This window comes from Oceanibaculum nanhaiense (assembly GCF_002148795.1).
Taxonomy (GTDB): domain Bacteria; phylum Pseudomonadota; class Alphaproteobacteria; order Oceanibaculales; family Oceanibaculaceae; genus Oceanibaculum; species Oceanibaculum nanhaiense.
The window spans coordinates 34269-58411 of sequence record NZ_MPOB01000013.1 but is presented as its reverse complement, the minus strand read 5'-3'; the positions used below and the strand labels follow the sequence as shown (position 1 = coordinate 58411).

The window sequence follows — 24143 nt, the reverse complement described above, 5'->3', positions numbered from 1 at the left end:
TCAAACCAGGCGCAACGCGTAGAGCACCCGGCCGATCAGCAGAAAAGGCTGATCGACACTGAGATCGATGTCGTACCCCTCATAGGTCGGGTTATCGCTGCGCACGCGCAGCCTGCGCCCCGGCAGCCATTGCAGGCGCTTCATCAGCACCCGCCCCTCCAGGCAGAAGACGAACACGTCATCGGCGGGCCGCGCACCATCTTCGCTGCGGTCGATCAGCACGGGGGTGTTCGCCGGAATCGTCGGCTCCATGCTGTCGCCGCGCATGACATGGATCGCAAGCTGCGACGCCTGCAACCCCGGCAGATCAGGCATATGCTTCATGTCGAGATAGATCAGCGCCGGCTCCCCGTCGGGCGGTTGTCCAGACGGGTGCACTGTGCAACCGGTGTCGAGATGGCTGGTTCCGATCAGTGGGACCGGCACCAGATCGCCCTGGGCCGGGCCCTGCGGCTTTTCTCCATCTCGGCCGTGCTCATCCGCACGCATTCCGCCCTCGCCTGTCGCAAGCCACTCCAGACGCACCTCCCCGGCGCGTGCCAGGGCGACAAGCCGCTGGCGCGAAGGATCGGAAACCCCGCGCACATACTTTCGGACAACCTGGTGCGACAGGTCTGCCCGTTTGGCCAATTCCATGATGCCGCCAACATTCTGTGCCAGCATCATGACCCGTTCGGAGAACCCTTCGGTCCTGCTTCGACCATCCTTTGTCAATGGTCGTAACGATGGGCTTTCTGCGTCATCCATTGGATCGAAGCTCATTGCCTCTTCTTTAGCTTGTTACCATTTGCGGTTAAGGCATAATTTTTTATGCAGTTTTTGCCGTACACTTCTCCATTCAGAATTGACGTTAGAATTATCCTGCACGTATGTTTACTTCCCTTGCTCCATATGGGTGCTTATCACTCCAAATGTATTAAAAAAGGTCCCTAAAATGCCACGAACAGGTTGGCACCCGGCAGACATCACCGCTGCCGTAAGAAAAAAAGGAATGACGTTAACGGCACTTGCGCTCACCAATGGCCTAAGCGAATCAGCCTGCCGCAAAGCATTGCTGACCAAATATGCGAAAGCCGAGATCGTCATCAGCCATTTCATCAATGTTCCGCTCCACGAACTTTGGCCCGACCGCTGGACTGCCGATGGATCGCGTATCCGCCGCCAGCGAAACTCTCCCTAGAATATTCCCGTTCGTTACCGAATGGCACCTCAAAACGTATCTTGAATAAATCCAGATGCTTTATTCAATCTATCTAAAGAGGATTTAGCTTAGATATGAAAATTTTTCGTCACACTCGACATTCATTGCCTTGCGTTAAAATATTTTCTAGACAGGTAACTTTAAGTTAACTAACATTCGTAAAAATTCTACTATTAGAACAACAACAAATCAAAACGGCACGTTTGGCGCGATTGATGGGTATCTTATCCAATGACATCGATCCCAGGTTGCAGTCGCTCTACGACCATTGGTTCAGGGTTCGTAAAGGGGCACTGATTCCTAACCGGCGGGATATCGATCCGGTTGCAATCTGGACGGTCCTGCCGTTCGTTTGGATGTGCGATTATATCGCCGAAAGCGGGCGGTTCCGTTATCGCCTGGCCGGCGAAGAAATGAACATATTCCACCATCGTAACCTCGTTGGCACTTATCTGGACGAAACACTGACGGACACGCAGTCCGAGAAGATCATCCCGAAGTACCGCCGCGCCATCGAGGGGCCGTCCATCGTGTATGTTCGCGGCGCCATACATGCGGCGACGCACCCCCATTTGCGCGGCGAGCGGCTGTTGCTGCCATTGTCGGATGCTGGCGAGAACGCTTCCATTATCCTGGGGGCCACGGTCTCGCATTTCGGGGCCGGCAATCAGGGGCGAGAGATGCCGCAGCCCTGCGAAACGATCGAAATTCCACTCTCCTCTTAGGGGCCTCCTAGGGGGGCTCATAGCCGGTCCGCCGTGGCTACAACGATCAGGGCTTTCTTGCGCGCGCCTGCCCGCGATGGCTATAGTCGTGCCATTGCACAGCATGGTCAGCCTGGAATCAGCCAATGAACGAACTTTTCGCACGTGGCGACAATCCCGTTTCAAAGCATAAAGGCGGGTCGGCGGCCCCGGCATCATTGGCGCCCGCAGCACTCGCACCCGTGGGGGCTCCCGCCTTCCCACAGGTCCGGATGCGCCGCAACCGGCGCAGCGACTGGTCGCGGCGCATGGTGCGAGAGAATACCCTCACCGTTGACGACCTGATCTGGCCGGTCTTCGTGACGGAAGGGCGCAACGTCAGCGAGCCTGTTGCCTCGATGCCGGGCGTCATGCGCCACTCCGTGGATCGCCTGGCAATGGCAGCGCGGGAGGCCGCGGCACTCGGCATACCGGCCATTGCGCTGTTTCCGCAGATCGACGCTTCCCTGAAGAACCTGACCGGCAGCGAATCAAGCAATCCCGACAATCTGGTCTGCCGCGCCATCAAGGCGATCAAGGATGCGGTGCCCGATATCGGCGTGCTGTGCGATGTGGCGCTCGACCCCTTCACCGACCACGGCCATGACGGCGTGCTGCAGGACGACCGCATCCTGAATGACGAGACGGTGGAAATCCTCTGCGCCCAGGCGCTGGTTCAGGTTGAGGCTGGCTGCGACATCATCGCGCCATCGGACATGATGGATGGCCGCATCGGCGCGATCCGCCGTGCCCTTGACGGCGCCGGCCACCAGGACATCCAGATCATGGCCTATGCGGCGAAATACGCCTCGGCCTTCTATGGCCCGTTCCGCGATGCCGTCGGCTCCGCCAAGACGCTGGGCAAGGCCAGCAAATCGACCTACCAGATGGACTCCGCCAACACCGACGAGGCGATCCGCGAGGTCGCCCTCGATATCGCCGAGGGTGCGGACATGGTGATGGTGAAGCCGGGCATGCCCTATCTCGATATCGTGCATCGGGTGAAACACAGCTTCGGCGTGCCGACCTTCGCCTATCAGGTCAGCGGCGAATACGCGATGCTGAAGGGCGCCATCGAAAATGGCTGGCTCGACAATGACCGCGTGGTGCTGGAAAGCCTGATGGCTTTCAAGCGGGCCGGCGCTGACGGTGTACTGACCTATTTTGCGGTCGAGGCGGCAAAGCTGCTCAACCGCTGAGGTTTTCCTCGAAAAACTGCAAGAGACACCGGTCATGCCAGGCGACCGGCGTGCCGTCATGGAATCCGACATGGCCGCCGCCCGGCGCCAGCAGGCAGGTCAGCCGGTCATTCCCGGCGCGCAGTGCCCTGTTATAAGCGTTCGATGGAATCCAGGGATCGTCCTCGGCATGGATCAGCAGCGCCGGCACCTCTATCGCGGGCAGGAAACCTAGCGCACTGCATTTTGCATAATAATCGGCGGCCCCAGCGAAGCCGTTGCGCGGTGCGACATGCATGTCGTCGAATTCGAGCACTGTCGCCGCTTGCATAACGCGTCTGCGTTCCTCCGCTGTCAGGGCATCCGCCGGGCCTGCCAGCGTTTCTTCCTTCATCCGCGCCAGCAGCCAGCGGTGATAGAGCCAGTTCCGGTGGTCCAGGAAACGGCGCGACGATTCGGCCAGGTCGATGGGCGCCGATACCGATCCCGCCGCCAGAACAGGAAAATCCCTTCCATAGTCGGCGAGGAACTTCAGCAGCATGTTGCCGCCCAGCGAATAGCCGACGAGCATCAGGCCATTCGCCGTGAGTTCCGCAGGCAGACCGAGCAGCGCATCGCGAAGATCGTCGCTGCGCCCGGCATGGTACTGGAACCGGCACAGCGGCCGCGACGGGCCGGCGCCACGCAGGCTGAGCCGCAGCACCGGGTAGCCTGCCGCCAGGAAGGCAGCGGCGCTGCGCAACATGTACAGGCTGTCCTGGCAACCGGTCAGCCCGTGGATGAGTACAGCCAGCGGCCGCGATGCCGGCACCTGCGATGCCGGTACTGGCGCATGCAGAGCCGCGGCCAACACGTCGCCGCTACCGTCGCGCATCGGCAGGCGTATATCGAGCGCCGGATAGGGACTCAGGTTCGGATGGCGCCCGACCAGCATGTTGCGCAGGGTCTGCAGATCGCCGCCCCACCAGGGTGGCCGGGGGCGGAAGGGCGGAAACCCCGCCATGCCGTCGCCCGCTGTGCCGCCAAGCGGCGGGCTAACTGCCCTGCCCTCCCTCAGATGCAGCCGCGGCTTCGGCTTCCGCGCGGGCACGCGCCTCCTCTATTTCCGCCTTGTCGCGCTCGACCCAGGAATGCAGCCAGTCGCGGACAATGGCGATCTGATCCTCGATCATCAGCGAGGGGGCATGCCCGCAATCCGGAATCTCGATCAGTTCCGCCTTGGGGCCGCGGCGCGTCATCTCCTGTGCCGTCTCGCGCAGCAGCACATCCGATTTCTCGCCGCGCAGGACCAGCACCGGGCATTCGATCTTGTCCCAGATGCTCCACATATCGATGTCCTGCAGCGGGGTCTTGCGGAAGGCATCGCCGATGGCCGGATCGAGATGCAGCGTATAGGTGTGGTTGGGCTGGCGCTCGACGCTGTGCAGCACCATGGCGCTCCACTCCGCATCGCTGAGGTCGCCATAGCTGGCGTAGATCTTGCGGAAATGCTCATCTACCGCCTGCAGGTTCGGGAACACCAGTTCCTCGCCAACATACTGGCCGATCCGCTCCAGCGCCTGCTTCGGAATGAACGGGCCAACATCGTTAAGCACCAGCCGGCGGATTGGCGAGTCATCCTCGGCCGCCAGCAGCATGCCGATCAGCCCGCCCATCGAGGTGCCAACCCAATCGACAGCACCAAGCCCGCGATAGGTCAGCAAATCCTTCGCGTGCTTCAGATAGGTGCCGTAATGGTAATCTTCCTTGTGCGACAGCCAGCCGCTCCGACCGCGCCCCGCCACATCCGGACAGATCACCCGGTAGTCGGCGAGCAGCGCCTGGGCGAGCTGGTCGAAATCCCGCCCCTGCCGCGTCAGGCCATGGGCGCAGATGGCGACCCGATCGGCGCGCCTCTCCCCCCATTCCGTAAAACCAAGCCAGACGGTTTCCCCCGTCGCCGTGCTTGCGAAGCTTCCCTGGCTGGGTTTCATGGATTTCTCCTTTAAGTAACGCAATGCACTGACCGGACCGGCAAAGCCACTCTAATGATGTTTTTATATCAATACCATATCGCAGCTGGATCGCATCCGCGATGCTGTCCGGACAGCCGGTTTCGCAATCGAATTGCCGCAGTTCCTTCCCCCGCATCAGGCAAAAGCAGTTGCAGAATTCCATAACTCGTTTAACTAAATGATGCGTGCCGATGGTGTGCCAAGCGCCATGACAGAACCGCAATACATGTGGCAAGGCGCACATCGGATATCCAAAGTTGGCTTTAGGGAGGCCCCAATGAAGCTCAATCTATTGCGTATTAGTACTATTGCCGTCGCGGCTGCGCTGTTTGTACCGGCAGCGGCCGACGCACAGGACAAAACCGGCTGGCCCAGCTCGATCAAGGTCGGCACCGCCTCGCAGGGCGGCACCTACTTCGTCTATGGCGCCGGCTGGGCGAACCTGGTCCAGGAGATGCTGGGCGTTAACACCAGTTCCGAGGTGACCGGCGGCCCGGTGCAGAACATGGCGCTGGTGCAGTCGGGCGATGTGCAGTTCTCCATGGCCACAATGGGGCCAGGCTATGATGGCTGGATCGGCAAGAGCCCGATCGCGCCGGGCGTGGAGATGAAGAACGTCCGCGCCACCTTCCCGATGTACATGACCCCGTTCCAGATCGTCGCGCTGGAAAAGTCCGGCATCAAGGGCATCAAGGACCTTGACGGCAAGACCGTCGGCGTCGGCCCGCGTGGCGGTACGCCGGGCACTTACTTCCCGTTGTGGTTCAAGGAACTGGGCGTCAATGTGAAGCCGCAGTTCGGCGGCGCGAACGATCTTTCCGGCCAGGTGCAGGACGGCCTGATCGACGGCTTCGCCTTCGGCGCCGGCCTGCCGATCGCGGCTTTCGCGCAGATCGAGGCGCAGGTTCCGGTCAGCCTGTTCGCCTTCACCAAGGATGAGCAGAAGAAAATCCTGGAAGCCTTCCCGTCGGTGTCGGCCTTCACCATTCCGGCCAATACCTACAAGAGCCAGACGGAAGAGCAGCACACGGTAGCCATGTGGAATTTCGGCATTGCCAACAAGGATATGCCGGAAAGCCTGGTCTATGAGGTCATGAAGGTCGTTCTCGACAACAATGACCGCATGATGCAGATCCACAAGTCGGCGAAGGACACCCTGCCGAAGAACTACGTGAACAACAGCTTCATGTGGTTCCACCCGGGTGCGATCCGCTACTACAAGGAAAAGAACCTGCCGGTGGACAAGAAGCTGCTGCCGCCGGAGTACAAAGGCTAACGTCCTAGCCTGCATATAGGCGTATGATACGGCTCCTCCTCGCCAATCCGAGGGGGAGCCGTTATTTTATAGAAGGCCTGTGATACCGATTGCCGTTCGGGCGCGATGCAGGTGCGGCAACCGACCAGGTTCGATACAACAAAAAAGAGTACGGGGAAGATGCAGGACCAAAAGGATTCGGGCGTATCCGTGCAAGTCGCGGACGAGCCGCCCCCCAGCAACGAACGGCAGCTGAAAGGCTGGCAGAAGCTTCTGCTGACCGTGCTGTGTATCGGTTATGCGACCTTCCATCTGATGGTGCTGAACGTCTTTCCCATCGAGACGTGGAGCTTCCGCATCATGCATGTCGCCGGCGGCCTGGCCATCGGCTACCTGATGGTCGCGGCCTGGACGACGGATGGACTCGATGGCGATGCCACCTGGATCCAACCCATCGAATATGTGCCGTTCCTGATCGCCCTCGGCCTCGGCGGCTATACCTTCTTCTGCATCGTCTATGCCTTCGTCGCTGGCGATGCGATGCCTGCCGCCTGGGTGTTCGGCACCTCCGGCTGGCCGCTGGTGATGTCGAGCCTTGTCGCCATCGGCGCCGGCTGGCTGTTCAAGCCCCGCGACCACCGCATCTCCTGGTATGACTGGATTCTGGCCGTCAACAGCCTGTCGGTCGCCGGCTATCTGTTGTTCAACCTGGCCGCGCTACAGTTCCGCGCCGGCGTCATGCCGACCCAGGGCGATTTCCTCTTTGCGCTGGCTGGCGTCCTGCTGATCCTGGAACTGACGCGCCGGGTGGCCGGCCTGGCACTTCTGGTGATTGCCGGCATCTTCATCCTCTACACTTTCGCCGGCCCCTATCTGCCGGGCATCTTGAACCATGACGGGTACAAGATGGACCGCTTCTTCAGCTACATTTACACGGATAGCGGTATCCTCGGCCCGACGACGGCGGTTTCCTCCACCTACATCATCCTGTTCATCGCCTTTGGCGCGTTCCTTCAGGTCTCCAAGGTCGGCGATTATTTCGTGAACTTTGCCTTCGCTCTCGCCGGCCGCGCACGGGGTGGCCCCGCCAAGGTGGCGGTGTTCGCCAGCGGCCTGATGGGGATGATCAACGGCACCTCGGCCGGCAACGTCGTGGCGACCGGCTCGCTGACCATTCCGCTGATGAAGAAGGTGGGCTACCGCCCGCAATCGGCAGGCGCTATTGAGGCAGCGGCGTCCACTGGCGGCCAGATCATGCCGCCGGTGATGGGCGCCGGCGCCTTCATCATGGCGGAGATCACCGGCATCCCCTATACCGAGTTGATTGTCGCCGCGCTGATCCCGGCCTGCCTGTATTTCCTGTCGATCTTCTTCATGGTGGATTTCGAAGCCGCCAAGATGGGCATGCGCGGCCTGCGCCAGGATGAACTGCCGGTCCTCTCCAAGCTGCTGAAGCAGATCTATCTGTTCCTGCCAATCCTCATCCTGATCGGCGCGCTCTATATGGGCTATTCGGTCATCCGCGCCGGCACGCTGGGTCTGATGAGCGCGCTGGTCGTCAGCTGGCTCAGTCCAAGCAAGATGGGACCGCGCGGCGTTCTGCTGGCGCTGGAGGCGACGACGAAGATGTCGATCCAGCTCATCGCGGTGTGTGCCTGCGCCGGCATCATCGTCGGCGTCATCGGCCTGACCGGCGTCGGGCTGCGCTTCTCATCGGTCCTGCTCGACATCGCTGACAAGAGCCAGCTTGCAGCACTGTTCTTTGCCATGGTGATCTCCATCGTGCTGGGCATGGGCATGCCGACCACGGCCGCCTACGCGGTGGCGGCCTCGGTGGTGGCGCCGGGCCTCATCCAGCTCGGCATTCCGCCGCTGGTGGCGCATTTCTTCGTGTTCTACTACGCCGTCATGTCGGCCATCACGCCGCCCGTGGCGCTGGCGGCCTATGCCGGCGGTGCCATTGCCGGCGCGGACCCGATGAAGACCTCGGTCACCGCCTTCAAGCTTGGCCTGGCAGCCTTCATCGTGCCGTACATGTTCTTCTACAGCCACGGGCTGCTGATGGAAGGCGAATGGCACGTGATCCTGCGCAATGCGGTCACGGCCTGCTTCGGCGTCTACATGCTGTCCGGCGCGGTGCAGAACTGGTTCCATGGCCGTCTGCCGATGCTGCTGCGTGTCGTGTTGTTTGTCGCGGCACTGATGCTGATTTCGGGTGGTTTCATAACCGACATCATCGGCATCATCATGGGCATCGCGCTGTTCTTCTGGCAGAAGATGCGCAACCCGGCGGAAAAGGCGCCGCTCAAGGCTGATGTTGAAGCCTGATCGGGAAGCCTGACCGGAGAACCGGATACTGACCCGAAGGGGCGGCATGGACGGAGCCAAGGCTTCGCTTGTGCCGCCCCTCTTCTTTTCGCTATAGACCATCGCTAGCAATAAACGATCCCACCGGGTGGATGCCGCCATGAGCGATAATCTCTACGAGCTGTTCGAAAGCCGTTTTCCCGCCGACCGCGCGGAACTGTTCATCGAGACCGGCGACGGCAAGCGCTACAGCTACGCGGATCTGGAGAGCTGGAGCGGCCGGATCGCCAACCTGCTGGTTGCACTGGGCGTGACGCCCGGCGACCGCATCGCCGTGCAGGTGGATAAGTCGCCGGAGGCCATCTTCCTCTATCTCGCCTGCCTGCGCGTCGGCGCCGCCTATCTGCCGCTGAACACCGCCTACCGGCAGGCCGAGATCGAGTATTTCCTGACCGACGCCGAACCCCGCATCGCGGTCTGCCGTCCCGGCACCGAGGATTGGGTTGGCGCCTGTGCGCAGAAGGCCGGCACGCCGCATGTACTGACGCTGGGCGGCGCACAGGACGGCACGCTGATCGAGCAGGCGAAGGGGCTGTCCCCCGATTTCGCCACCGTGGCGCGCGACCGCGACGACCTGGCCGCCATCCTTTACACCTCCGGCACCACCGGCCGCTCCAAGGGCGCCATGCTGACGCACTGGAACCTTGCCTCCAATGCACTGACGCTGCACAAGGTCTGGCATTTCCAGCCGGGCGACGTGCTGCTGCACGCGCTGCCGATCTTTCATACCCACGGGCTGTTCGTCGCCACCAACTGCATCCTGTTGAACGGCAGTTCGATGATCTTCCTGCCCAAGTTCGATGCCGACGAGATCGTGGCCTTGATGCCGCGCGCCACCGTGATGATGGGCGTCCCGACCTTCTATGTCCGGTTGCTGGCGCATGCCGGCTTCACCCGCGACCTGACCAAGCATATGCGACTGTTCGTCGCCGGCTCCGCGCCGCTGCTGGCCGACACTTTCAACCAGTTCCGCGAGCGCACCGGCCAGGCCATCCTGGAGCGCTATGGCATGACCGAGACCGGCATGCTGACCTCCAACCCCTATGAGGGCGATCGGCTGGCCGGCAGCTGCGGCATGGCCCTGCCCGATGTCGAGGTTCGCATCGCCGACGAGAATGGCACGGCGCTGCCGGTCGGCGAGACCGGCGTGATCGAAGTGCGCGGCCCGAATGTGTTCAAGGGCTATTGGCGCATGCCGGAAAAGACCAAGGCGGAAATCCGCGAAGACGGCTTCTTCATCACCGGCGATGTCGGCCGTGTGGATGAGCGCGGCTATGTCTGGATTTCCGGGCGCGCCAAGGATCTCATCATCTCCGGCGGCTTCAACGTCTATCCGAAGGAGGTCGAGGAAGAGATCGACCAGATGCCGGGTGTCGAGGAATCAGCTGTCATCGGCGTGCCGCACCCGGATTTCGGCGAGGCCGTGGTGGCCGTGGCAACCGCCCGCGCCGGACAGACCCCGCCAGCACCCGAGGCCGTCATCGTCGACCTGAAAGCGCGCCTCGCCGGCTACAAGGTGCCGAAGCAGATGTTTGTCGTCGCCGAATTGCCGCGCAACAGCATGGGCAAGGTGCAGAAGAACCTGCTGCGCGACCAGTACAAGGCGCTGTTCGCGAAATAGCCGTTAACCCCCTGACGTTTCAGATTTTCCTCCCATATCTTCCGGGTATGCGGAAAAGGGAGCGACAGGTATGCGGCGCTGGCTGAAACGAATCGGAATAGCGGCTGGCGTACTGCTCCTGCTACTGGTCCTTGCCAGTGCCGGCGGTCTGCTCTGGCTGCGCACCTCATTGCCGCAGACCGAGGGCACGGCCCCCCTGCCCGGCCTTGCCGCCGATGTCTCGGTGATCCGCGATGAACATGGCATCCCCACCATTCGCGCCGCCAGCGAGGCCGATGCCTACCGGGCGCTCGGCTACGTCCATGCCCAGGACCGGCTGTGGCAGATGGAACAGATGCGGCGGCTGGGCGCCGGGCGGCTGTCGGAGCTGACCGGATCGGCCACGCTGGAGTATGACCGACTGATGCGTACGCTGGGTGTGTATCGCCTGGCGGAGCGTGGGGTGGAGCAGGCCTCGCCCGGCCTGCGCCTGGCGCTGGAATCATATGCCGAGGGGGTGAATGCCTGGCTGGAGACGCACGGCGGCGCACTGCCGCCGGAATTCGTGCTGTTGCGCCACAAGCCGGAACCCTGGCGGCCCGCCGACAGCCTGGTCTGGGGCAAGCTGATGGCGATGCAGCTGACCGGCAACTGGCATGCCGAACTGAAACGCGCCCAGCTCGCCCCGCATTTCACGCCGCAACAGATCGATCAGTTCTGGCACGCCGATCCCGATGCGCGGCGCGTGCCGGCGGCGATGGCGCCGCTGCCGCCTGAGCTTGCGGCGCGCGCGCTGGCAGCATTGCCCCCTGCCCTGACGCCCCGGCTTGCCTCCAATATCTGGGCGCTGGATGGCCGCCATACCGCCAGCGGCAAGCCGCTGCTGGCCAATGATCCGCATCTCGGGCTGAGCAACCCGTCTCTCTGGTATCTGGCGCGGATCGTAGTCCCCGGCCTGTTACAGGCGGGTGCGACCGTACCGGGCGTGCCGATGCTGCTGATCGGCCATAATGGCCGTGTCGCCTGGGGCTTCACCACCACCCATGGCGACACCTCGGACATCTTCATCGAGAAGATCGATCCTGCCGACCCGACCCGCTACCTGTCGCCCGAGGGCAGCCTTCCGTTCGAGACACGCGAGGAGGTCATTGCGGTACGTGGCGGCGAGGACGTAACCGTGACCATCCGCGCCAGCCGTCATGGTCCGATTATCTCCGACACGCATGGCGGCAGCCGGCAGGCGCTGGCCACCTATGGGAAGCCGGAGGAATTCGCACTTTCCCTGTCGGCGACCCTGCTCGCCCCCGAGGACCGCTCGGCGGAGGCGCTGTTTCGCATGAACCGGGCGCAAAGCGCGGCGGATTTCCACGAAGCGCTGCGCGATTTCCATGCACCGCAGCAGAATATCACTTTTGCCGATATCGAGGGCTCCATCGGCATGGTGACCGCCGGCAAGGTGCCAATCCGCCTGTCCGGCGACGGTTTCCTGCCTGTCCCTGGCTGGACCGGAGAAAATGACTGGACCGGCTTCCTGCCGTTCGAGGCATTGCCGCAGCATTTCAACCCGCCCTCCGGCCGTGTGCTGAATGCCAACAACGCCGTCGCCGGACCGGACTATCCGCATTTTCTGGGGCGTGACTTCGACACGCCTCACCGCGCCCGCCGCATCGCAGGACAGCTCAATGCGCAGGACAAGCCCAGTACGCCAGCGATGACGGCGCTGCAGCATGACGCGCTCGATCTCGCCGCGCCGGAACTGCTGGAGGTGATCCTGCCGATGGTGCCGGACGGGCCGGCCAGGCGCCTGCTGTCTGGCTGGGACGGGCTGATGGACCGCGACCGCCCGGAACCGCTGCTCTATCATGGCTGGCTGCGTCACCTGCCCCGGCGGTTACTGGCGGACGACTTCGCCCCGACCGGGCAGGAAGTGCCTTTCCTGAAAAATCATCAGCTTGCGGGCATACTGCGCGGCGACGGTGGCTGGTGCGACGATATTTCGACGGCGGACCGGCAGGAAAGCTGCACCGACATCGCGCGCGCGGCACTGGACGATGCGGTGGCGGAACTGTCGGCGGATCATGGCGCCGACATGACGGCATGGCGCTGGGGAGATGTTCACCGTGCGCGCTTCTCCGGCATGGTGCTGGGCCGCATCCCGCTGCTCGGCCCGCTGCTGGACGTGGTGGTGGAAACCGACGGCAGCAACAGCACAGTCAATCGCGGCACCAGCATCCTCAGCAACGATGAAGCGCCTTACCGCCATGTGCATGGGGCGGGGTTGCGGGCGGTGTTCGACCTCGCCGACCTCGATGGCTCGCTGTTCATCCAGGCGCCGGGGCAATCCGCAAATCCGTTCTCGCCGCATTATGACGATCTGGCCGAAGACTGGAGCAAGGGGCGTTATCTGCGCATCACCCCACCGCAGGCGACCGGCATGCGGGAACTGCGCCTGACACCCGCCCCCTGATCGGACTATGCTACGCGCTTCTTTCCGATGATCCTTTCAGGCCAGGCATGACCGTCACGCTGCACGATATCGAAGAAGCCGCCGCCCTACTCGCCGGCAAGCTTGTCCGCACCCCGCTGGTGCCGGCTGTCGGTCTGAGCGAGGAGCTTGGGCTCGACCTGCATCTGAAGCTGGAGAATCTGCAACGCGCCGGTTCCTTCAAGTCGCGCGGCGCCTATGTGCGGATGAGCCGCCTGCCCGCTTCGGCCACCGCCAATGGCGTGATCGCCATGTCGGCCGGCAATCATGCCCAGGGCGTCGCCTATGTCGCCCGCGAACTGGGTATTCCCGCGACCATCGTAATGCCGGAACACACGCCTTTCATGAAGGTCGAGCGTACCCGCCGCTATGGCGCGCGCGTCGTCCTCAAGGGCGAAACGCTGAGCGAGTCCGCGACCTTCGCGCGGCAACTGGCGGAGGCAGAAAACCTCACCTTTGTGCATCCTTATGACGATCCGGACATCATTGCCGGCCAGGGCACGCTGGCGCTGGAAATGCTGGCCGACGATCCGGCGCTGGAGGTCCTCGTTGTTCCGATTGGCGGCGGCGGGCTGATCGCCGGTATCGCGACCGCCGCCAAGACGCTGAAACCCGATATCGAGGTTATCGGCGTCGAGGTCGCACTGTATCCCTCGATGTACCAGGCGCTGCATGGCCAGGAGCCGACATCGGGCGGCCAGACCCTGGCCGAGGGTATCGCCGTGAAAACGCCCGGCGTGTTGCCGCTGGAGATCATCCGGCAGAAGGTGGACGATATTCTGCTGGTTGACGAAAGCGCCATTGAGCGCGCCGTCCAGCATCTGACCGAAATCCAGAAGATCGTCGCCGAGGGTGCGGGCGCGGCCGGCATCGCGGCGCTGCTGGCATATCCGGAACGGTTTCGCGGCCGCCGTACCGGTGTCGTGATCTGCGGCGGCAATATCGACACGCGGATGCTGTCATCCGTGCTGCTGCGCGGGCTGGCGCGCGACGGCAAGCTGGTGCGTATCCGCAGCGAAATCAGCGACAGCCCCGGTGTGCTGGCAAAAATTGCCGGGCTGATCGGCGATTGCGGCGGCAATATCGTGGAAATCTATCACCAGCGCCTGTTCTACAACGTACCGGTGAAGCTGGCGGAGCTGGATGCGGTCATAGAGACGCGCACCCCCGATCATGTGCGCGAAATCGTGGAACGGCTGAATCAGGCGGGATATCCGACGCGGCTTCTGGGCGGGGCAACGCCGGAAGAATAGAACACATGGCGAATATGGCACGGCGCTTGCTAGAATCCCCTGCGATCAAGTGCCGCCAGTCGCCTGTTTGTGAACAAAAGACGTCTGTCGTTTCTTGTGCTAAAAGAAATATTAACGAAGACTCCTTATTCAGAAGGCCCGCATGGCGCGTCAGGATCGTCTTTCGAGAAGACGGCCGGGTCGGCGTTAAGACAGAGGAACGAACGGCATGTTCATCATTCTAGGCTGGATTGGCGTGCTGATCTGCTGCTTCGGCAGCTATATGGCCATGGGCGGCAAGATGAGCCTGCTCTGGCAGCCCTTCGAGTTCACGCTCATTTTCGGCAGCGCCTGCTGCGCCTATGTCGTCGCCAACCCGAAGCATATTCTGGGCAAGACCGGCAAGGCCTTCGGCATCGCCTTCAAGGGCCCGAAATACAAGAAGGACGACTATCTGGAGCTTCTCAGCCTGCTCTACGCCATCTTCAAGCTCGCCAAGACCAAGGGCATGCTGGCGATCGAAAGTCATGTCGAGCGCCCGGAGGAAAGCTCCCTCTTTCAGTCCTTCCCGAAATTCGCCGCCGATCACCATGCGATGGAATTCCTGTGCGACTATCTGCGCATGATGACGCTAGGCACAGATAATCCGCACGAGATGGAATCCCTGATCGACGAGGAGCTGGAAACCCACCATCACGAAGCCGAAACCGTCGGCGGCGCGGTGCAGACCATGGCGGACGGCCTGCCCGCACTGGGAATCGTGGCCGCCGTGCTGGGCATCATCAAGACCATGGCGTCGATCACCGAACCGCCGGAAGTGCTGGGTGGCCTTATCGGCGCGGCGCTGGTCGGCACCTTCCTCGGCATTCTGCTATGCTATGGGTTCGTCGGACCGCTGGCTGGCGCTATCAAGAACACCAACGAGGCGGATGCCAAGTATCTGGCAGTCATCAAGGCTGGTCTGCTAGCGCATCTGTCGGGCTATGCCCCGGCAGTCTCGGTGGAATTCGCGCGCAAGGCGCTGTGGAGCCATGTCCGCCCGACCTTCTATGAGGTCGAAGAGGCGGTCGCCGCCCTACCGCCCGTCTGACGCACCGAACAGACATAATGGAACGATAGGAAAGCAGAACCGGAATGGCTGGCGACAACCATCCAGAAGTTATCATCAAGAAGGTCAAGAAGGGTGGCCATGGCGGCCATCATGGCGGCGCCTGGAAGGTTGCCTATGCCGACTTCGTGACCGCGATGATGGCGTTCTTTCTGCTCCTGTGGCTGCTGAACGCAACCACGGAGGAGCAGAAGATGGGCATCTCCAACTATTTCGATCCAAGCGCCATTTCGCGCTCCAGCCGATCCGGCTCTGGCGGCGTGCTTGGCGGCACCTCCGTCACCGTGCCCGGCGCGCTGAAATCGGCCTCTTCACCGCCGATGATTTCCACCCCGGCGCAGACCCGGCCACAGGCTGAGCGGACCGAGGCGAACGAACCCGATTCCGACGATCCCGATCATATCGAATCCAAGTTCGGTAGCCAGGAGCTGGAGAGCGGCAGCCGCTATTCCGAGATTGGCTCCGGCCCGGAAAAAGGCCGCGGTAACAGCAATCAGGATGCCGATGGCGATTTGACCAACCGTGGCCAGGGCCAGGAGCCGAATGTCGGCCAGGGCCCGGAATCGGAATCCGGGAGTGGCAAGACCCGACAGGCGCAGCTTAACGAGCAACAGCTTGCCGAGGCCATGGCCCAGCGTGAGCGCCAGCAGTTCGAGATCGCCGAGGAACAGCTGCGCACCGCCATCGAGTCCGATCCCTCGCTGTCCGGCCTGAACGAGAACATCGTGGTCGAGCAGACACCGGACGGGTTGCGCATCCAGATTGTCGATCAGGAAGAGCGCGCGATGTTCCCGCTGGGCGGCAGCAACATGTACGATTACACCCAGCAGCTGATGGACAAGGTCAGCCAGGTCATCGGCCGGCTGCCGAACAAGATCACCATCACCGGCCATACCGACGCCCTGCCCTACCGCGCCAGCAATGGCTATACGAACTGGGAGCTGTCGGCCGACCGTGCCAACGCCAGCCGGCGCGCCCTCGTCGCTGCCGGTTTGCCGGAAGACCGCATCGGCTGGGTCGTCGGCAAAGCCGATAAGGATCCCTTCGTTCCCGAAGACCCGCGTTCGGCACAAAACCGCCGCATCAGCATCGTATTGTTGCGCGATCAGGTTTATCGCGAGCGCACCGGCAATACCGCCGCCGAGACATCTGCACGGCCGCAGCAGGCCCTGGCGCCTGCGCCGCGCTAATAAGTCCGCACCGGAAAAGTGGTTGGGCGAAAGCGCTTGGCCGAAAGCGCTTGGCCGAAAGCGCTTGGCCGAAAGCGCTTGGCCGAAAGCGCTTGGCCGAAAGCGCTTGGCCGAAAGCGCTTGGCCGAAAGCGCTTGGCCGAAAGCGCTTGGCCGAAAGCGCTTGATTGTCGGGCGGTTTCAGCCAACCCTTTCAAATATGATTCAATAACCGGAAATCCTGCTCGCGGCAGGGACGACATGAAAGCGATCCGGTCCAGCCCGGAAAATGATGCCCGCAGAATAATGCCCGCAGAATAATGAAGGTAATGATGGACGGAACGGAACCGCAGCCCCTGCTCTCCGACTACGACGCATCAGGTTATTATTGCGAGCTTTTCGGTACGTCCAACCGGCCAGCGGAACATAATGCCGGCCTGATCGAGCGGCTTCAGGGCATGAGCACGGAAGAGCTGGTGCGCCGCGCGCGCGCCGCCGAACGTGAGCTATTCAACCTTGGCATCACCTTCACCGTCTATTCCGAAAGTGACGCAATCGACCGCATCCTGCCCTTCGACGTGATTCCGCGGGTGCTGTCGGCAGCCGACTGGGACCATCTGGAGCGTGGCGTCGTCCAGCGGGTCACGGCGCTCAACCTGTTCCTGAAGGATATCTATGGCGACCAGAAAATCCTGAAGGACGGGGTCGTTCCGGCCGAACTGATCTTCGGCAACAAGAATTTCCGTCAGCAGATGGTCGGCGTGAAGGTCGCGCACGACACCTATGTCCATGTCTGCGGCGTCGATCTGGTACGCGACGAGGCCGGTGAGTTTCTGGTGCTGGAGGATAATGGCCGCTGCCCTTCCGGCGTGTCCTATGTGGTGGAGAACCGCCACATGATGCAGCGCACCTTCGCCGACCTGATGAGCGGTGTGGGCATCCGTCCGGTCGGCAATTACGGCCAGATGCTGCTGGAAGCCTGCGCCGACATCGCGCCGGCTGACATCCAGGACCCGTCGGTCGTCCTGCTCTCTCCCGGCACCTATAATTCGGCCTATTTCGAGCACATCTTCCTGGCCCGCGAAATGGGCGTGCCGCTGGTCGAAGGCCGCGACCTGATTGTCGAGAATGACCGGGTCTATATGCGCACCATTTCCGGCCTGCAGCCGGTGCATACCATCTACCGGCGAATCGACGATGATTTCCTCGACCCCGAGGTGTTTCGTCCGGACAGCATACTGGGTGTGCCGGGGCTGATGCGCGCCTACCGCGCCGGCAATGTCGGCCTGGCGAACGCGGTCGGCACCGGCGTCGCCGATGACAAGGCCGTCTATGCCTACATGCCGCGCATCATCAAATATTATCTCGACGAAGACCCCATCCTGAACAATGTCGAGACCCATATCTGCCGGGAACCGGAGGGGCTGCGCTATACGCTGGAGAATCTGTCCAAGCTGGTTGTGAAGCCGGTCGGCGAATCGGGCGGTTACGGCGTGATCATCGGTCCACGTGCAACCCTTGAGGAACTGGCGGATATCCGTGCGAAACTGCTGGATGATCCCGCTAATTTCATCAGCCAGCCGATGGTGAAGCTGTCGGTCTGCCCGACCCTCATCGAGCAGGCGCTGGAACCGCGTCATGTCGATCTCAGGCCGTTTGCCGTGACCGGCAGCAAGACCTGGGTGCTGCCCGGCGGCCTCAGCCGGGTCGCCATGAAGCGCGGGTCGCTTGTCGTGAATTCCTCGCAGGGCGGCGGCTCAAAGGACACCTGGGTGCTGGAATCATGAGTGTCCTGCTGTCACGCTACGCCGAATCTGTGTTCTGGATGGCCCGCTATGTGGAGCGGGCGGAAAACCTGGCCCGCATCCTCGATGTGCATGAGACCTTCACACGCGATCGCAGCGGCAGCGTGAACTGGAGTTCCGTGGTCTCGATCTATTCCGACGATGCCCGCTTCTACGAACGCCACACCCAGGCAACGGCCAAGGCTGTGCTGGATTTCTATCTGCTGGACCGGAACAACCCCAGCTCGATCCTGTCTTCGGTCCGTGCCGCGCGGGAGAATGCGCGAACCCTTCGGCCGTTGATCAGCACCGAGATGTGGACGCATATCAACGTGTTCTACAACAATCTTAATTCGATGACCCCGGCCGACATCGCCATGGCTGGCGTGTCACAGACCTGCGCGCAGATCAAGGAAACCTGCCAGACCCATTTCGGCATCACCGAGGGCACTTTCTACCGGGATGCCAGCTGGTATTTCTACCTGCTTGGGAAATATCTGGAACGCGCCGACCAGACTTCCCGTATCCTGGACATCAAATACCATCTGCTGGCGCCCTCCAATCAGGCTTTGGGGGCGGCCATCGACACCAGCCAATGGAACGCGCTGCTGCGCTGCGTCGCCGGCTACCACGCGTTCCGCCGGGCTCATTCGCGCGGATTCAGCCCGACTCTGGTGGCCGACTTCCTGCTGTTCGACAGCAGCTTCCCTCGGTCGGTCACCATGTGCTTTCATATGGTGGATGATTTGCTGCACCGGATGCGCAGCCGCTATGGTCTGCGCGGCGGAGCGGCGGCGCTGGAACGGCTGGACGAGGTTCGGGCGGCGCTGGACGAACAGAAAATCGACAGCGTCATCAAGGAAGGGCTGCACGAGTTCGCGGACTGGATTCAACACCAGGCCACGGATATCGCTGGCGATATTCAGCGCGAATTTTTCGTATAGGACACGATCATGTTCCTGGGGGATCGCAATATTCTGACCGCGCCGGTCTATTTCTTCCGGACCGCGCCGATGCCCTGCCCCTATCTGAACAACCGTGTGGAGCGGCGCCTGGTCGCCGATCTCGGCAAGTCGGTCACCCAGGCCCATTACGACCAGCTTGCCATTGCCGGTTTCCGGCGCAGCCAGAATCTGGTCTATCGGCCGGCCTGTCCCGGCTGCCAGGCCTGCGTACCGGTCCGCCTACGCGTCCAGGATTTCCGTCTCAGCCGCAGCCAGCGCCGGATCATGCGCGCCAATGCGCATCTGCACGGAGAAGCGGTTCCCGCCGTGGCCAGCTGGGAACAATATCGGCTGTTCACGGCCTATCAGGCCGGACGGCACCTCGGCGGCGAGATGTCCTTCATGACCTATGAGGATTATCGCGACATGGTGGAGGTCTCGCCGATCGACACCTGGCTGGTGGAATATCGCGATCCCGAACAAAAGCTGCTCGCTGTCATGCTGGCGGACCGGCAGAGCGACGGGCTGTCGGCGGTCTATAGCTTCTACAATCCGGCGGCGCCCCGGCACGGCCTTGGCACCTTCATGATCCTGGACGCGGTCAACCGCACGCGCCAGGCCGGGCTTGACTATCTCTATCTCGGCTACTGGATCAAGGGCAGCCAGAAGATGGCCTACAAGACCCGGTTCACCCCGCTGGAAGGTCTGGGAAGCAATGGCTGGGAAAGCCTGGACCCGGACAACCCCGCGGTATCGAACTGCGGCACAGACAGGCCGGCTCCCACCATGTTTGCCAATCCCGGCCTCTATCCGTGACACTGCTATATCCGTGACACCGAAAGAAGTTTCCCGCAAACTTCAGCCGCGGACGTGGTAGCCGGTTGCGGCGGCCTTCGGACCGAATATAATCCGTGCGCATATTTGATTCTGCGGACTCAAAAAACCGCACGGCAAGTAAGCAAAATCACGGGTCAAAAGACCCGACAACAACAGGGAGCAAACGTATGGAACGCCGGAAATTTCTAAAGGGCGCGGCAATCGGCGGCGTGGGCGCCGCGGCGACCGCCGCCGCCTTCCCCACCCCCGCGATCAGCCAGGGCAAGATCGAATGGCGCATGGTCACCAGCTGGCCGAAGGGCCTGCCGGGCCTGGGCACCGGCGCCGAGCGCCTTGCCAAGCGCATCACCGATATGACCGACGGCCGCCTGAGCATCAAGGTCTTCGCCGGTGGCGAGTTGGTCCCCGCCCTTCAGGTGTGGGACGCCGTGTCCGCCGGCACCGCCGAGATCGGTCATGACGCCGCCTATTACCATCTGGGCAAGACCGTCGCCGCGCCGTTCTTCTGCGCGGTGCCGTTCGGCATGACCTCCTTCGAGATGAATGCCTGGATCCACTGGGGCGGCGGTCAGCAGCTCTGGGACGAAGTCTACGCCAATTACAATCTTAAGCCCTTCGCCGCCGGTAATACCGGCACCCAGATGGCCGGCTGGTTCCGCAAGGAAATCAACAGCCTGGAAGACATCAAGGGGATGAAGTTCCGCACCGCCGGCCAGGGCGGCCAGGTCTGGCAGAAGCTGGGCATGACCGTGGTTCTGCTGCCGGGCGGCGAAATCTTCCCGGCGCTGCAATCCGGCGCGGTCGACGCCGCGGAATGGGTCGGCCCTTATAACGACCTGGCGCTCGGCTTCCATCAGGTCGCCAAGAATTACTATTATCCGGGCGTGCAGGAGCCGGGGCCGATGCTCCAGTGCACCGTGAACAAGGGCATCTACGAAAAGCTCCCGAACGATCTGAAGGAAATCGTGAAGGCCGCCTGCTCGGCCGAGAACGACTATATCCTGGCGGAGTTCAACGCCCGTTCCGGCCCGGCGCTGCAGTCGCTGATCCGCGATCACGGCGTGCAGCTGAAGCAGTTCCCGCGCGACGTGCTGGAGGCTTACGGCAACAAGTCGGGCGAGCTGATGGAGGAAATCCTGGCCAGCTCCGATCCGATGGTGAAGAAGGTCGCCGAGGCCTTCCTGGCCGCCCGCAAGCTGGCGATGGCCTATACCCGCATCACCGACCAGAGCCTGACCAACGCCCGCCTGCTGCCGTTCAAATATCCGGGCTGACCGGCGTAAGGCTGAAAACGACAAACCCGCCCCGGATGACCGGGGCGGGTTTTTTCATGCCGGTCGCGAAGCCGCCGCCGCTTACTTGAATTGCTGCGTCGGGTCCATCGGGTCCGGGCCACCCTGGGAGCCGCCCTGGCGGGTGCTGTCGTCCATCGGGATCAGATCGTCCTTGCCGCCGGTGCTGCCGCGAATCAGATCGTCCAGCGACTGGACCGGCGCGCCCGGCGTGGAGGCCGCCGCCGGCATGTCACTGCCGAACACCATCTTCGGCAGCCAGGTCGCCAGGTCGGGGAAGGACCAAAGCAGGCCGATGGCGATGACCTGGATAGCCACGAACGGCACCGCACCGCGATAGATCGCCCCGGTCGACACCAGCCGCGCCGCCACGCCACGCAGATAGAACAGCGCGAAGCCGAAGGGTGGCGTCAGGAAGCTGGTCTGCAGATTCACGCCGATCATGACGCCCAGCCAGACCGGATCGACCCCCATCATCAGCAGCACCGGGGCGGTAATCGGCACCACGATGAAGATGATCTCGAAGGTATCGAGGAAGAAGCCCAGCAGGAACATCAGGGCCATGACCGCCAGAACCGCGGTGAACTGCCCGCCCGGCAGGCTGGACAGCACGTCCTCCACCACCTTCTCGCCACCCAGGCCACGGAACACGACGGAGAAGACGGACGCGCCCAGCAGCAGGATGAAGACCATCGAGGTGATGGTCATGGTGGAGCGCATCACCTGCTTCAATATGACCAGATTGAACTGACGGTTCATCGCCGCCAGCAGGGTCGCGCCGACGGCGCCGACCGACGCCGACTCGGTCGGCGTGGCAAACCCGCCCAGGATCGATCCCAGCACGGCGATGATAAGCAGCAGCGGCGGTATCATCACCTTCACCACGCGCAGCGGCAGGCCGCGGCGCTGCGCCGACGTCATCTCGATCGCCGGACAGCTTTGCGGGCTGACGACGGAGCGGATCAGGATCCAGGTAATATAGAGCCCGACAAGCAGGAGACCGGGCAGTAGCGCGCCGACGAACAGATCGCCGACCGATACCGGATCGGGCGCCAGATTGCCCTTGGCGAGCTGGGCGGCCTGATTGGCGCCCTGCAGCATGTCACCGATGAAGATCAGCACCGTCGAGGGCGGGATGATCTGCCCCAACGTGCCGGACGCGCAGATGATGCCACTGGCCAGCTTCGGATCGTAGCCGGCGCGCATCATCGCTGGCAGGCTGAGCAGGCCCATCGTCACGACGGTGGCGCCGACGATGCCGGTCGAGGCCGCCAGCAGCGTACCGACCAGGATCACGGAAATGCCAAGGCCGCCGCGCATCGTGCCGAACAGCTGGCCCATCGTCTCCAGCAGCGCCTCGGCGATGCGGGACCGTTCCAGCATCACGCCCATGAAGACGAACAGTGGCACCGCCACCAGCACTTCATTGACCATGGTGCCGAAATAGCGGGCCGGCAGGCTGGTCAGGAAGGCATAGTCGAAAACGCCGAGAAGATGGCCCAGAACGCTGAAGAGCAGTGCCGTTCCGGCCAGGGTGAAAGCAACCGGATAGCCCACCAGCACGATGAAGATCGTGACGACGAACATCAGCATGGCGACCAGTTCGCCGAGAAGCGCCTTATCCATCGGGCTGTCCTAGCGCTTGGTGAATTCTTCGGGCGCCGGCAGGAAGCCGGTATGACCCTTGAGGATAAGGATAGAGCGGCCGATCATCGCCAGGCCCTGCAAGCCGACCAGGAAGCAGAACACCAGGATCAGGCCCTTCAGCACGTAAAGCGCTGGCATGCCGCCGCCTTGCGGGGAGGATTCGCCGACCCTGTAGGACGCCTGGAAGAAGGCCAGGGCGAAATAGGCGACCACCGCCAGCCAGGGCAGCAGAAACACGATTGTGCCGAAGATGTCGGTCCAGGCCTTCTTCCGCACGCTCTGCCGGTCGTAGAAGATATCGACCCGGACATGCCCGCCATGGAGCATGGTGTACCCGGCACCGACCATGAACACGATGGCGTGCGACCAGACATAGAGTTCCTGCAGCCACAGTATGCCGATGCCGAGGGCATAGCGCAGGACCACGACGACGAAACAGATGATGACCGTGGCCAGGGTGAACCAGGACACGAAACGCCCGATATACTCGTTCAACGAGTCAACCAGACGGACAAAAAACTCAAGGGCGCTCACAAAGCCTCCCGCTCGCTACTCACCAACCCTATGTCTCGCATGTCCACTCTTGCCGGCGGATACAGCGACCTACAATGCGCAGCTATTTAGCGAAGTGCCGCCAAAAAAGCCATATAAGAAAGGCCCCGGCTTATGCAGGGGCCCTTCTTTCGCCTCAGTTCCGACGGCGCCATCCCAGCTGCAAGACGGAAACCGCGAGACCGATCTTCAGCGCATCGCCCAGCAGAAAGGGCAGCACGCCAACCGCGAGCGTCTTCTGCCAGTCGCCGAGGAAAACCGTGTTCAGATAGCCGGCACCCAGGGCATAGATCGCCAGATTGCCGATCACCAGTGCCGCAATCGCCGGCAGGATCCGCCGCGACCAGCCGCGGTCAGCAAGCCAGCCGGTCAGCATGACCGCCAGCACGAAGCCGGCAATATAGCCGCCGGTCGGGCCCATCAGCACGGCAACCCCGCCAGCACCGCCGGCGAACACCGGCAGCCCCAGGGCGCCTTGCGCGACATGCGCCAGGATCGTCGCCGTGCCGAGGCGGAAGCCGTACGTCAGACCCAGCAACAGAATGGCGAAGGTCTGCAGCGTGATCGGCACCGGCCACATCGGCACCTTGATCTGCGCCATGACGGCCAGGAACAGGCTGCCGAAGGCGATCAGCGCCAGGGCACGAACGGCACCCTGGCCCAGCCCGGCCTGTTCGCGCGAGGGCCAATAGCGCTGCACCAGCGCCTGCGATCCGTTGATGCTCGTCATGTTTCAGTGTCTCCCATGGTACGCCC

20 protein-coding genes are annotated in these 24143 nt (G+C 62.5%); 14 read left to right on the top strand and 6 right to left on the bottom strand.

Translation table 11 applies throughout. The features are described 5' to 3' along the window. Window positions 1-762, bottom strand: coding sequence for a S24 family peptidase (locus BKM74_RS16970; RefSeq protein ID WP_086466900.1), 762 nt, complete (start codon window positions 760-762; stop codon window positions 1-3). Between BKM74_RS16970 and BKM74_RS19150 the strand changes: the two genes are divergently transcribed. The 3 genes from BKM74_RS19150 (at window position 665) to hemB (ending at window position 3143) form a co-directional block, all read left to right on the top strand. Then, a complete protein-coding gene (locus BKM74_RS19150) occupies window positions 665-1180 on the top strand; it encodes a helix-turn-helix domain-containing protein (protein WP_322096703.1) in 516 nt (171 codons plus the stop codon). The genes BKM74_RS16970 and BKM74_RS19150 overlap by 98 nt on opposite strands. Window positions 1181-1416: 236 nt before the next feature. Further along, a complete protein-coding gene (locus tag BKM74_RS16960; protein WP_086466898.1) occupies window positions 1417-1926 on the top strand; it encodes a PAS domain-containing protein in 510 nt (169 codons plus the stop codon). A gap of 251 nt (window positions 1927-2177) precedes the next feature. Beyond that, on the top strand, window positions 2178-3143 hold the full coding sequence (gene hemB, locus BKM74_RS16955) for a porphobilinogen synthase (protein WP_086466897.1): 966 nt from the start codon (window positions 2178-2180) through the stop codon (window positions 3141-3143). Here hemB and BKM74_RS16950 read toward each other — a convergent pair. Both BKM74_RS16950 and BKM74_RS16945 read right to left on the bottom strand, forming a co-directional pair. Then, window positions 3133-4125 (bottom strand): YheT family hydrolase, encoded by a 993-nt coding sequence (locus tag BKM74_RS16950; RefSeq protein ID WP_245825982.1) that lies wholly within the window; start codon window positions 4123-4125, stop codon window positions 3133-3135. The genes hemB and BKM74_RS16950 overlap by 11 nt on opposite strands. 31 nt (window positions 4126-4156) lie before the next feature. Further along, window positions 4157-5095, bottom strand: coding sequence for an alpha/beta fold hydrolase (locus tag BKM74_RS16945; protein WP_086466896.1), 939 nt, complete (start codon window positions 5093-5095; stop codon window positions 4157-4159). A gap of 298 nt (window positions 5096-5393) precedes the next feature. Between BKM74_RS16945 and BKM74_RS16940 the strand changes: the two genes are divergently transcribed. The 11 genes from BKM74_RS16940 to BKM74_RS16890 all read left to right on the top strand — a co-directional run bounded on the left by BKM74_RS16940 (window position 5394) and on the right by BKM74_RS16890 (window position 21170). Continuing rightward, window positions 5394-6392: a TAXI family TRAP transporter solute-binding subunit gene (locus BKM74_RS16940; RefSeq protein WP_086466895.1), complete on the top strand. Its 999-nt coding sequence runs from the start codon at window positions 5394-5396 to the stop codon at window positions 6390-6392. 159 nt (window positions 6393-6551) lie between these two features. Beyond that, complete coding sequence (locus tag BKM74_RS16935; RefSeq protein WP_086466894.1) at window positions 6552-8699, top strand: TRAP transporter permease; 2148 nt, start codon at window positions 6552-6554, stop codon at window positions 8697-8699. A 139-nt stretch (window positions 8700-8838) separates the two neighbouring features. Further along, window positions 8839-10359, top strand: a complete 1521-nt coding sequence (locus BKM74_RS16930; protein WP_176342592.1) for a malonate--CoA ligase — start codon at window positions 8839-8841, stop codon at window positions 10357-10359. Between the two features lie 70 nt (window positions 10360-10429). Further along, a complete protein-coding gene (locus tag BKM74_RS16925) occupies window positions 10430-12805 on the top strand; it encodes a penicillin acylase family protein (RefSeq protein ID WP_086466892.1) in 2376 nt (791 codons plus the stop codon). A gap of 47 nt (window positions 12806-12852) precedes the next feature. Further along, the gene (locus BKM74_RS16920) at window positions 12853-14076 is read left to right on the top strand and encodes a threonine ammonia-lyase (RefSeq protein ID WP_086466891.1); all 1224 of its coding nucleotides are present in this window, start codon (window positions 12853-12855) and stop codon (window positions 14074-14076) included. A gap of 208 nt (window positions 14077-14284) precedes the next feature. Further along, on the top strand, window positions 14285-15145 hold the full coding sequence (motA, locus tag BKM74_RS16915) for a flagellar motor stator protein MotA (protein WP_086466890.1): 861 nt from the start codon (window positions 14285-14287) through the stop codon (window positions 15143-15145). 44 nt (window positions 15146-15189) lie between these two features. Beyond that, window positions 15190-16353 (top strand): flagellar motor protein MotB, encoded by a 1164-nt coding sequence (locus BKM74_RS16910; RefSeq protein WP_086466889.1) that lies wholly within the window; start codon window positions 15190-15192, stop codon window positions 16351-16353. A gap of 310 nt (window positions 16354-16663) precedes the next feature. Further along, on the top strand, window positions 16664-18118 hold the full coding sequence (locus BKM74_RS16905) for a circularly permuted type 2 ATP-grasp protein (RefSeq protein WP_086466911.1): 1455 nt from the start codon (window positions 16664-16666) through the stop codon (window positions 18116-18118). Further along, entirely contained in the window at window positions 18115-19059 is a 945-nt protein-coding gene (locus tag BKM74_RS16900) for an alpha-E domain-containing protein (protein ID WP_086466888.1), read from the top strand. The genes BKM74_RS16905 and BKM74_RS16900 overlap by 4 nt, the downstream gene beginning before the upstream one ends. A gap of 9 nt (window positions 19060-19068) precedes the next feature. Continuing rightward, window positions 19069-19875 carry an arginyltransferase gene (locus BKM74_RS16895; protein ID WP_086466887.1) on the top strand — a complete coding sequence of 269 codons (807 nt, stop codon included), beginning with the start codon at window positions 19069-19071 and terminating at the stop codon, window positions 19873-19875. Window positions 19876-20063: 188 nt separating this feature from the next. Then, the gene (locus BKM74_RS16890; protein WP_086466886.1) at window positions 20064-21170 is read left to right on the top strand and encodes a TRAP transporter substrate-binding protein; all 1107 of its coding nucleotides are present in this window, start codon (window positions 20064-20066) and stop codon (window positions 21168-21170) included. An 81-nt stretch (window positions 21171-21251) separates the two neighbouring features. Here the strand turns inward: BKM74_RS16890 and BKM74_RS16885 are convergent, their stop codons facing one another. From BKM74_RS16885 to BKM74_RS16875, 3 genes are all read right to left on the bottom strand, one after another. Continuing rightward, complete coding sequence (locus BKM74_RS16885; RefSeq protein ID WP_245825981.1) at window positions 21252-22814, bottom strand: TRAP transporter large permease; 1563 nt, start codon at window positions 22812-22814, stop codon at window positions 21252-21254. A 9-nt stretch (window positions 22815-22823) separates the two neighbouring features. After that, the gene (locus BKM74_RS16880) at window positions 22824-23369 is read right to left on the bottom strand and encodes a TRAP transporter small permease subunit (RefSeq protein ID WP_245825980.1); all 546 of its coding nucleotides are present in this window, start codon (window positions 23367-23369) and stop codon (window positions 22824-22826) included. A gap of 154 nt (window positions 23370-23523) precedes the next feature. Beyond that, window positions 23524-24117 carry a biotin transporter BioY gene (locus BKM74_RS16875; protein ID WP_086466884.1) on the bottom strand — a complete coding sequence of 198 codons (594 nt, stop codon included), beginning with the start codon at window positions 24115-24117 and terminating at the stop codon, window positions 23524-23526. Between the last annotated feature and the right edge of the window lie 26 nt (window positions 24118-24143).

What these genes read in the sequence shown, in the direction of transcription:
- BKM74_RS16900 (WP_086466888.1), top strand. Translation starts at nt 18,115, where the DNA reads ATGAGTGTCCTGCTGTCACGCTACGCCGAATCTGTGTTCTGGATGGCC.
- BKM74_RS16905 (WP_086466911.1), top strand. Translation starts at nt 16,664, where the DNA reads ATGGACGGAACGGAACCGCAGCCCCTGCTCTCCGACTACGACGCATCA.
- BKM74_RS16950 (WP_245825982.1), bottom strand. Translation starts at nt 4,125, where the DNA reads ATGGCGGGGTTTCCGCCCTTCCGCCCCCGGCCACCCTGGTGGGGCGGC.
- BKM74_RS16930 (WP_176342592.1), top strand. Translation starts at nt 8,839, where the DNA reads ATGAGCGATAATCTCTACGAGCTGTTCGAAAGCCGTTTTCCCGCCGAC.
- BKM74_RS16925 (WP_086466892.1), top strand. Translation starts at nt 10,430, where the DNA reads ATGCGGCGCTGGCTGAAACGAATCGGAATAGCGGCTGGCGTACTGCTC.
- motA (WP_086466890.1), top strand. Translation starts at nt 14,285, where the DNA reads ATGTTCATCATTCTAGGCTGGATTGGCGTGCTGATCTGCTGCTTCGGC.
- BKM74_RS16940 (WP_086466895.1), top strand. Translation starts at nt 5,394, where the DNA reads ATGAAGCTCAATCTATTGCGTATTAGTACTATTGCCGTCGCGGCTGCG.
- BKM74_RS16875 (WP_086466884.1), bottom strand. Translation starts at nt 24,117, where the DNA reads ATGACGAGCATCAACGGATCGCAGGCGCTGGTGCAGCGCTATTGGCCC.
- BKM74_RS16935 (WP_086466894.1), top strand. Translation starts at nt 6,552, where the DNA reads ATGCAGGACCAAAAGGATTCGGGCGTATCCGTGCAAGTCGCGGACGAG.
- BKM74_RS16885 (WP_245825981.1), bottom strand. Translation starts at nt 22,814, where the DNA reads ATGGATAAGGCGCTTCTCGGCGAACTGGTCGCCATGCTGATGTTCGTC.
- BKM74_RS16895 (WP_086466887.1), top strand. Translation starts at nt 19,069, where the DNA reads ATGTTCCTGGGGGATCGCAATATTCTGACCGCGCCGGTCTATTTCTTC.
- BKM74_RS16960 (WP_086466898.1), top strand. Translation starts at nt 1,417, where the DNA reads ATGGGTATCTTATCCAATGACATCGATCCCAGGTTGCAGTCGCTCTAC.
- BKM74_RS16920 (WP_086466891.1), top strand. Translation starts at nt 12,853, where the DNA reads ATGACCGTCACGCTGCACGATATCGAAGAAGCCGCCGCCCTACTCGCC.
- BKM74_RS16970 (WP_086466900.1), bottom strand. Translation starts at nt 762, where the DNA reads ATGAGCTTCGATCCAATGGATGACGCAGAAAGCCCATCGTTACGACCA.
- BKM74_RS16945 (WP_086466896.1), bottom strand. Translation starts at nt 5,095, where the DNA reads ATGAAACCCAGCCAGGGAAGCTTCGCAAGCACGGCGACGGGGGAAACC.
- BKM74_RS19150 (WP_322096703.1), top strand. Translation starts at nt 665, where the DNA reads ATGACCCGTTCGGAGAACCCTTCGGTCCTGCTTCGACCATCCTTTGTC.
- BKM74_RS16910 (WP_086466889.1), top strand. Translation starts at nt 15,190, where the DNA reads ATGGCTGGCGACAACCATCCAGAAGTTATCATCAAGAAGGTCAAGAAG.
- BKM74_RS16890 (WP_086466886.1), top strand. Translation starts at nt 20,064, where the DNA reads ATGGAACGCCGGAAATTTCTAAAGGGCGCGGCAATCGGCGGCGTGGGC.
- hemB (WP_086466897.1), top strand. Translation starts at nt 2,178, where the DNA reads ATGCGCCGCAACCGGCGCAGCGACTGGTCGCGGCGCATGGTGCGAGAG.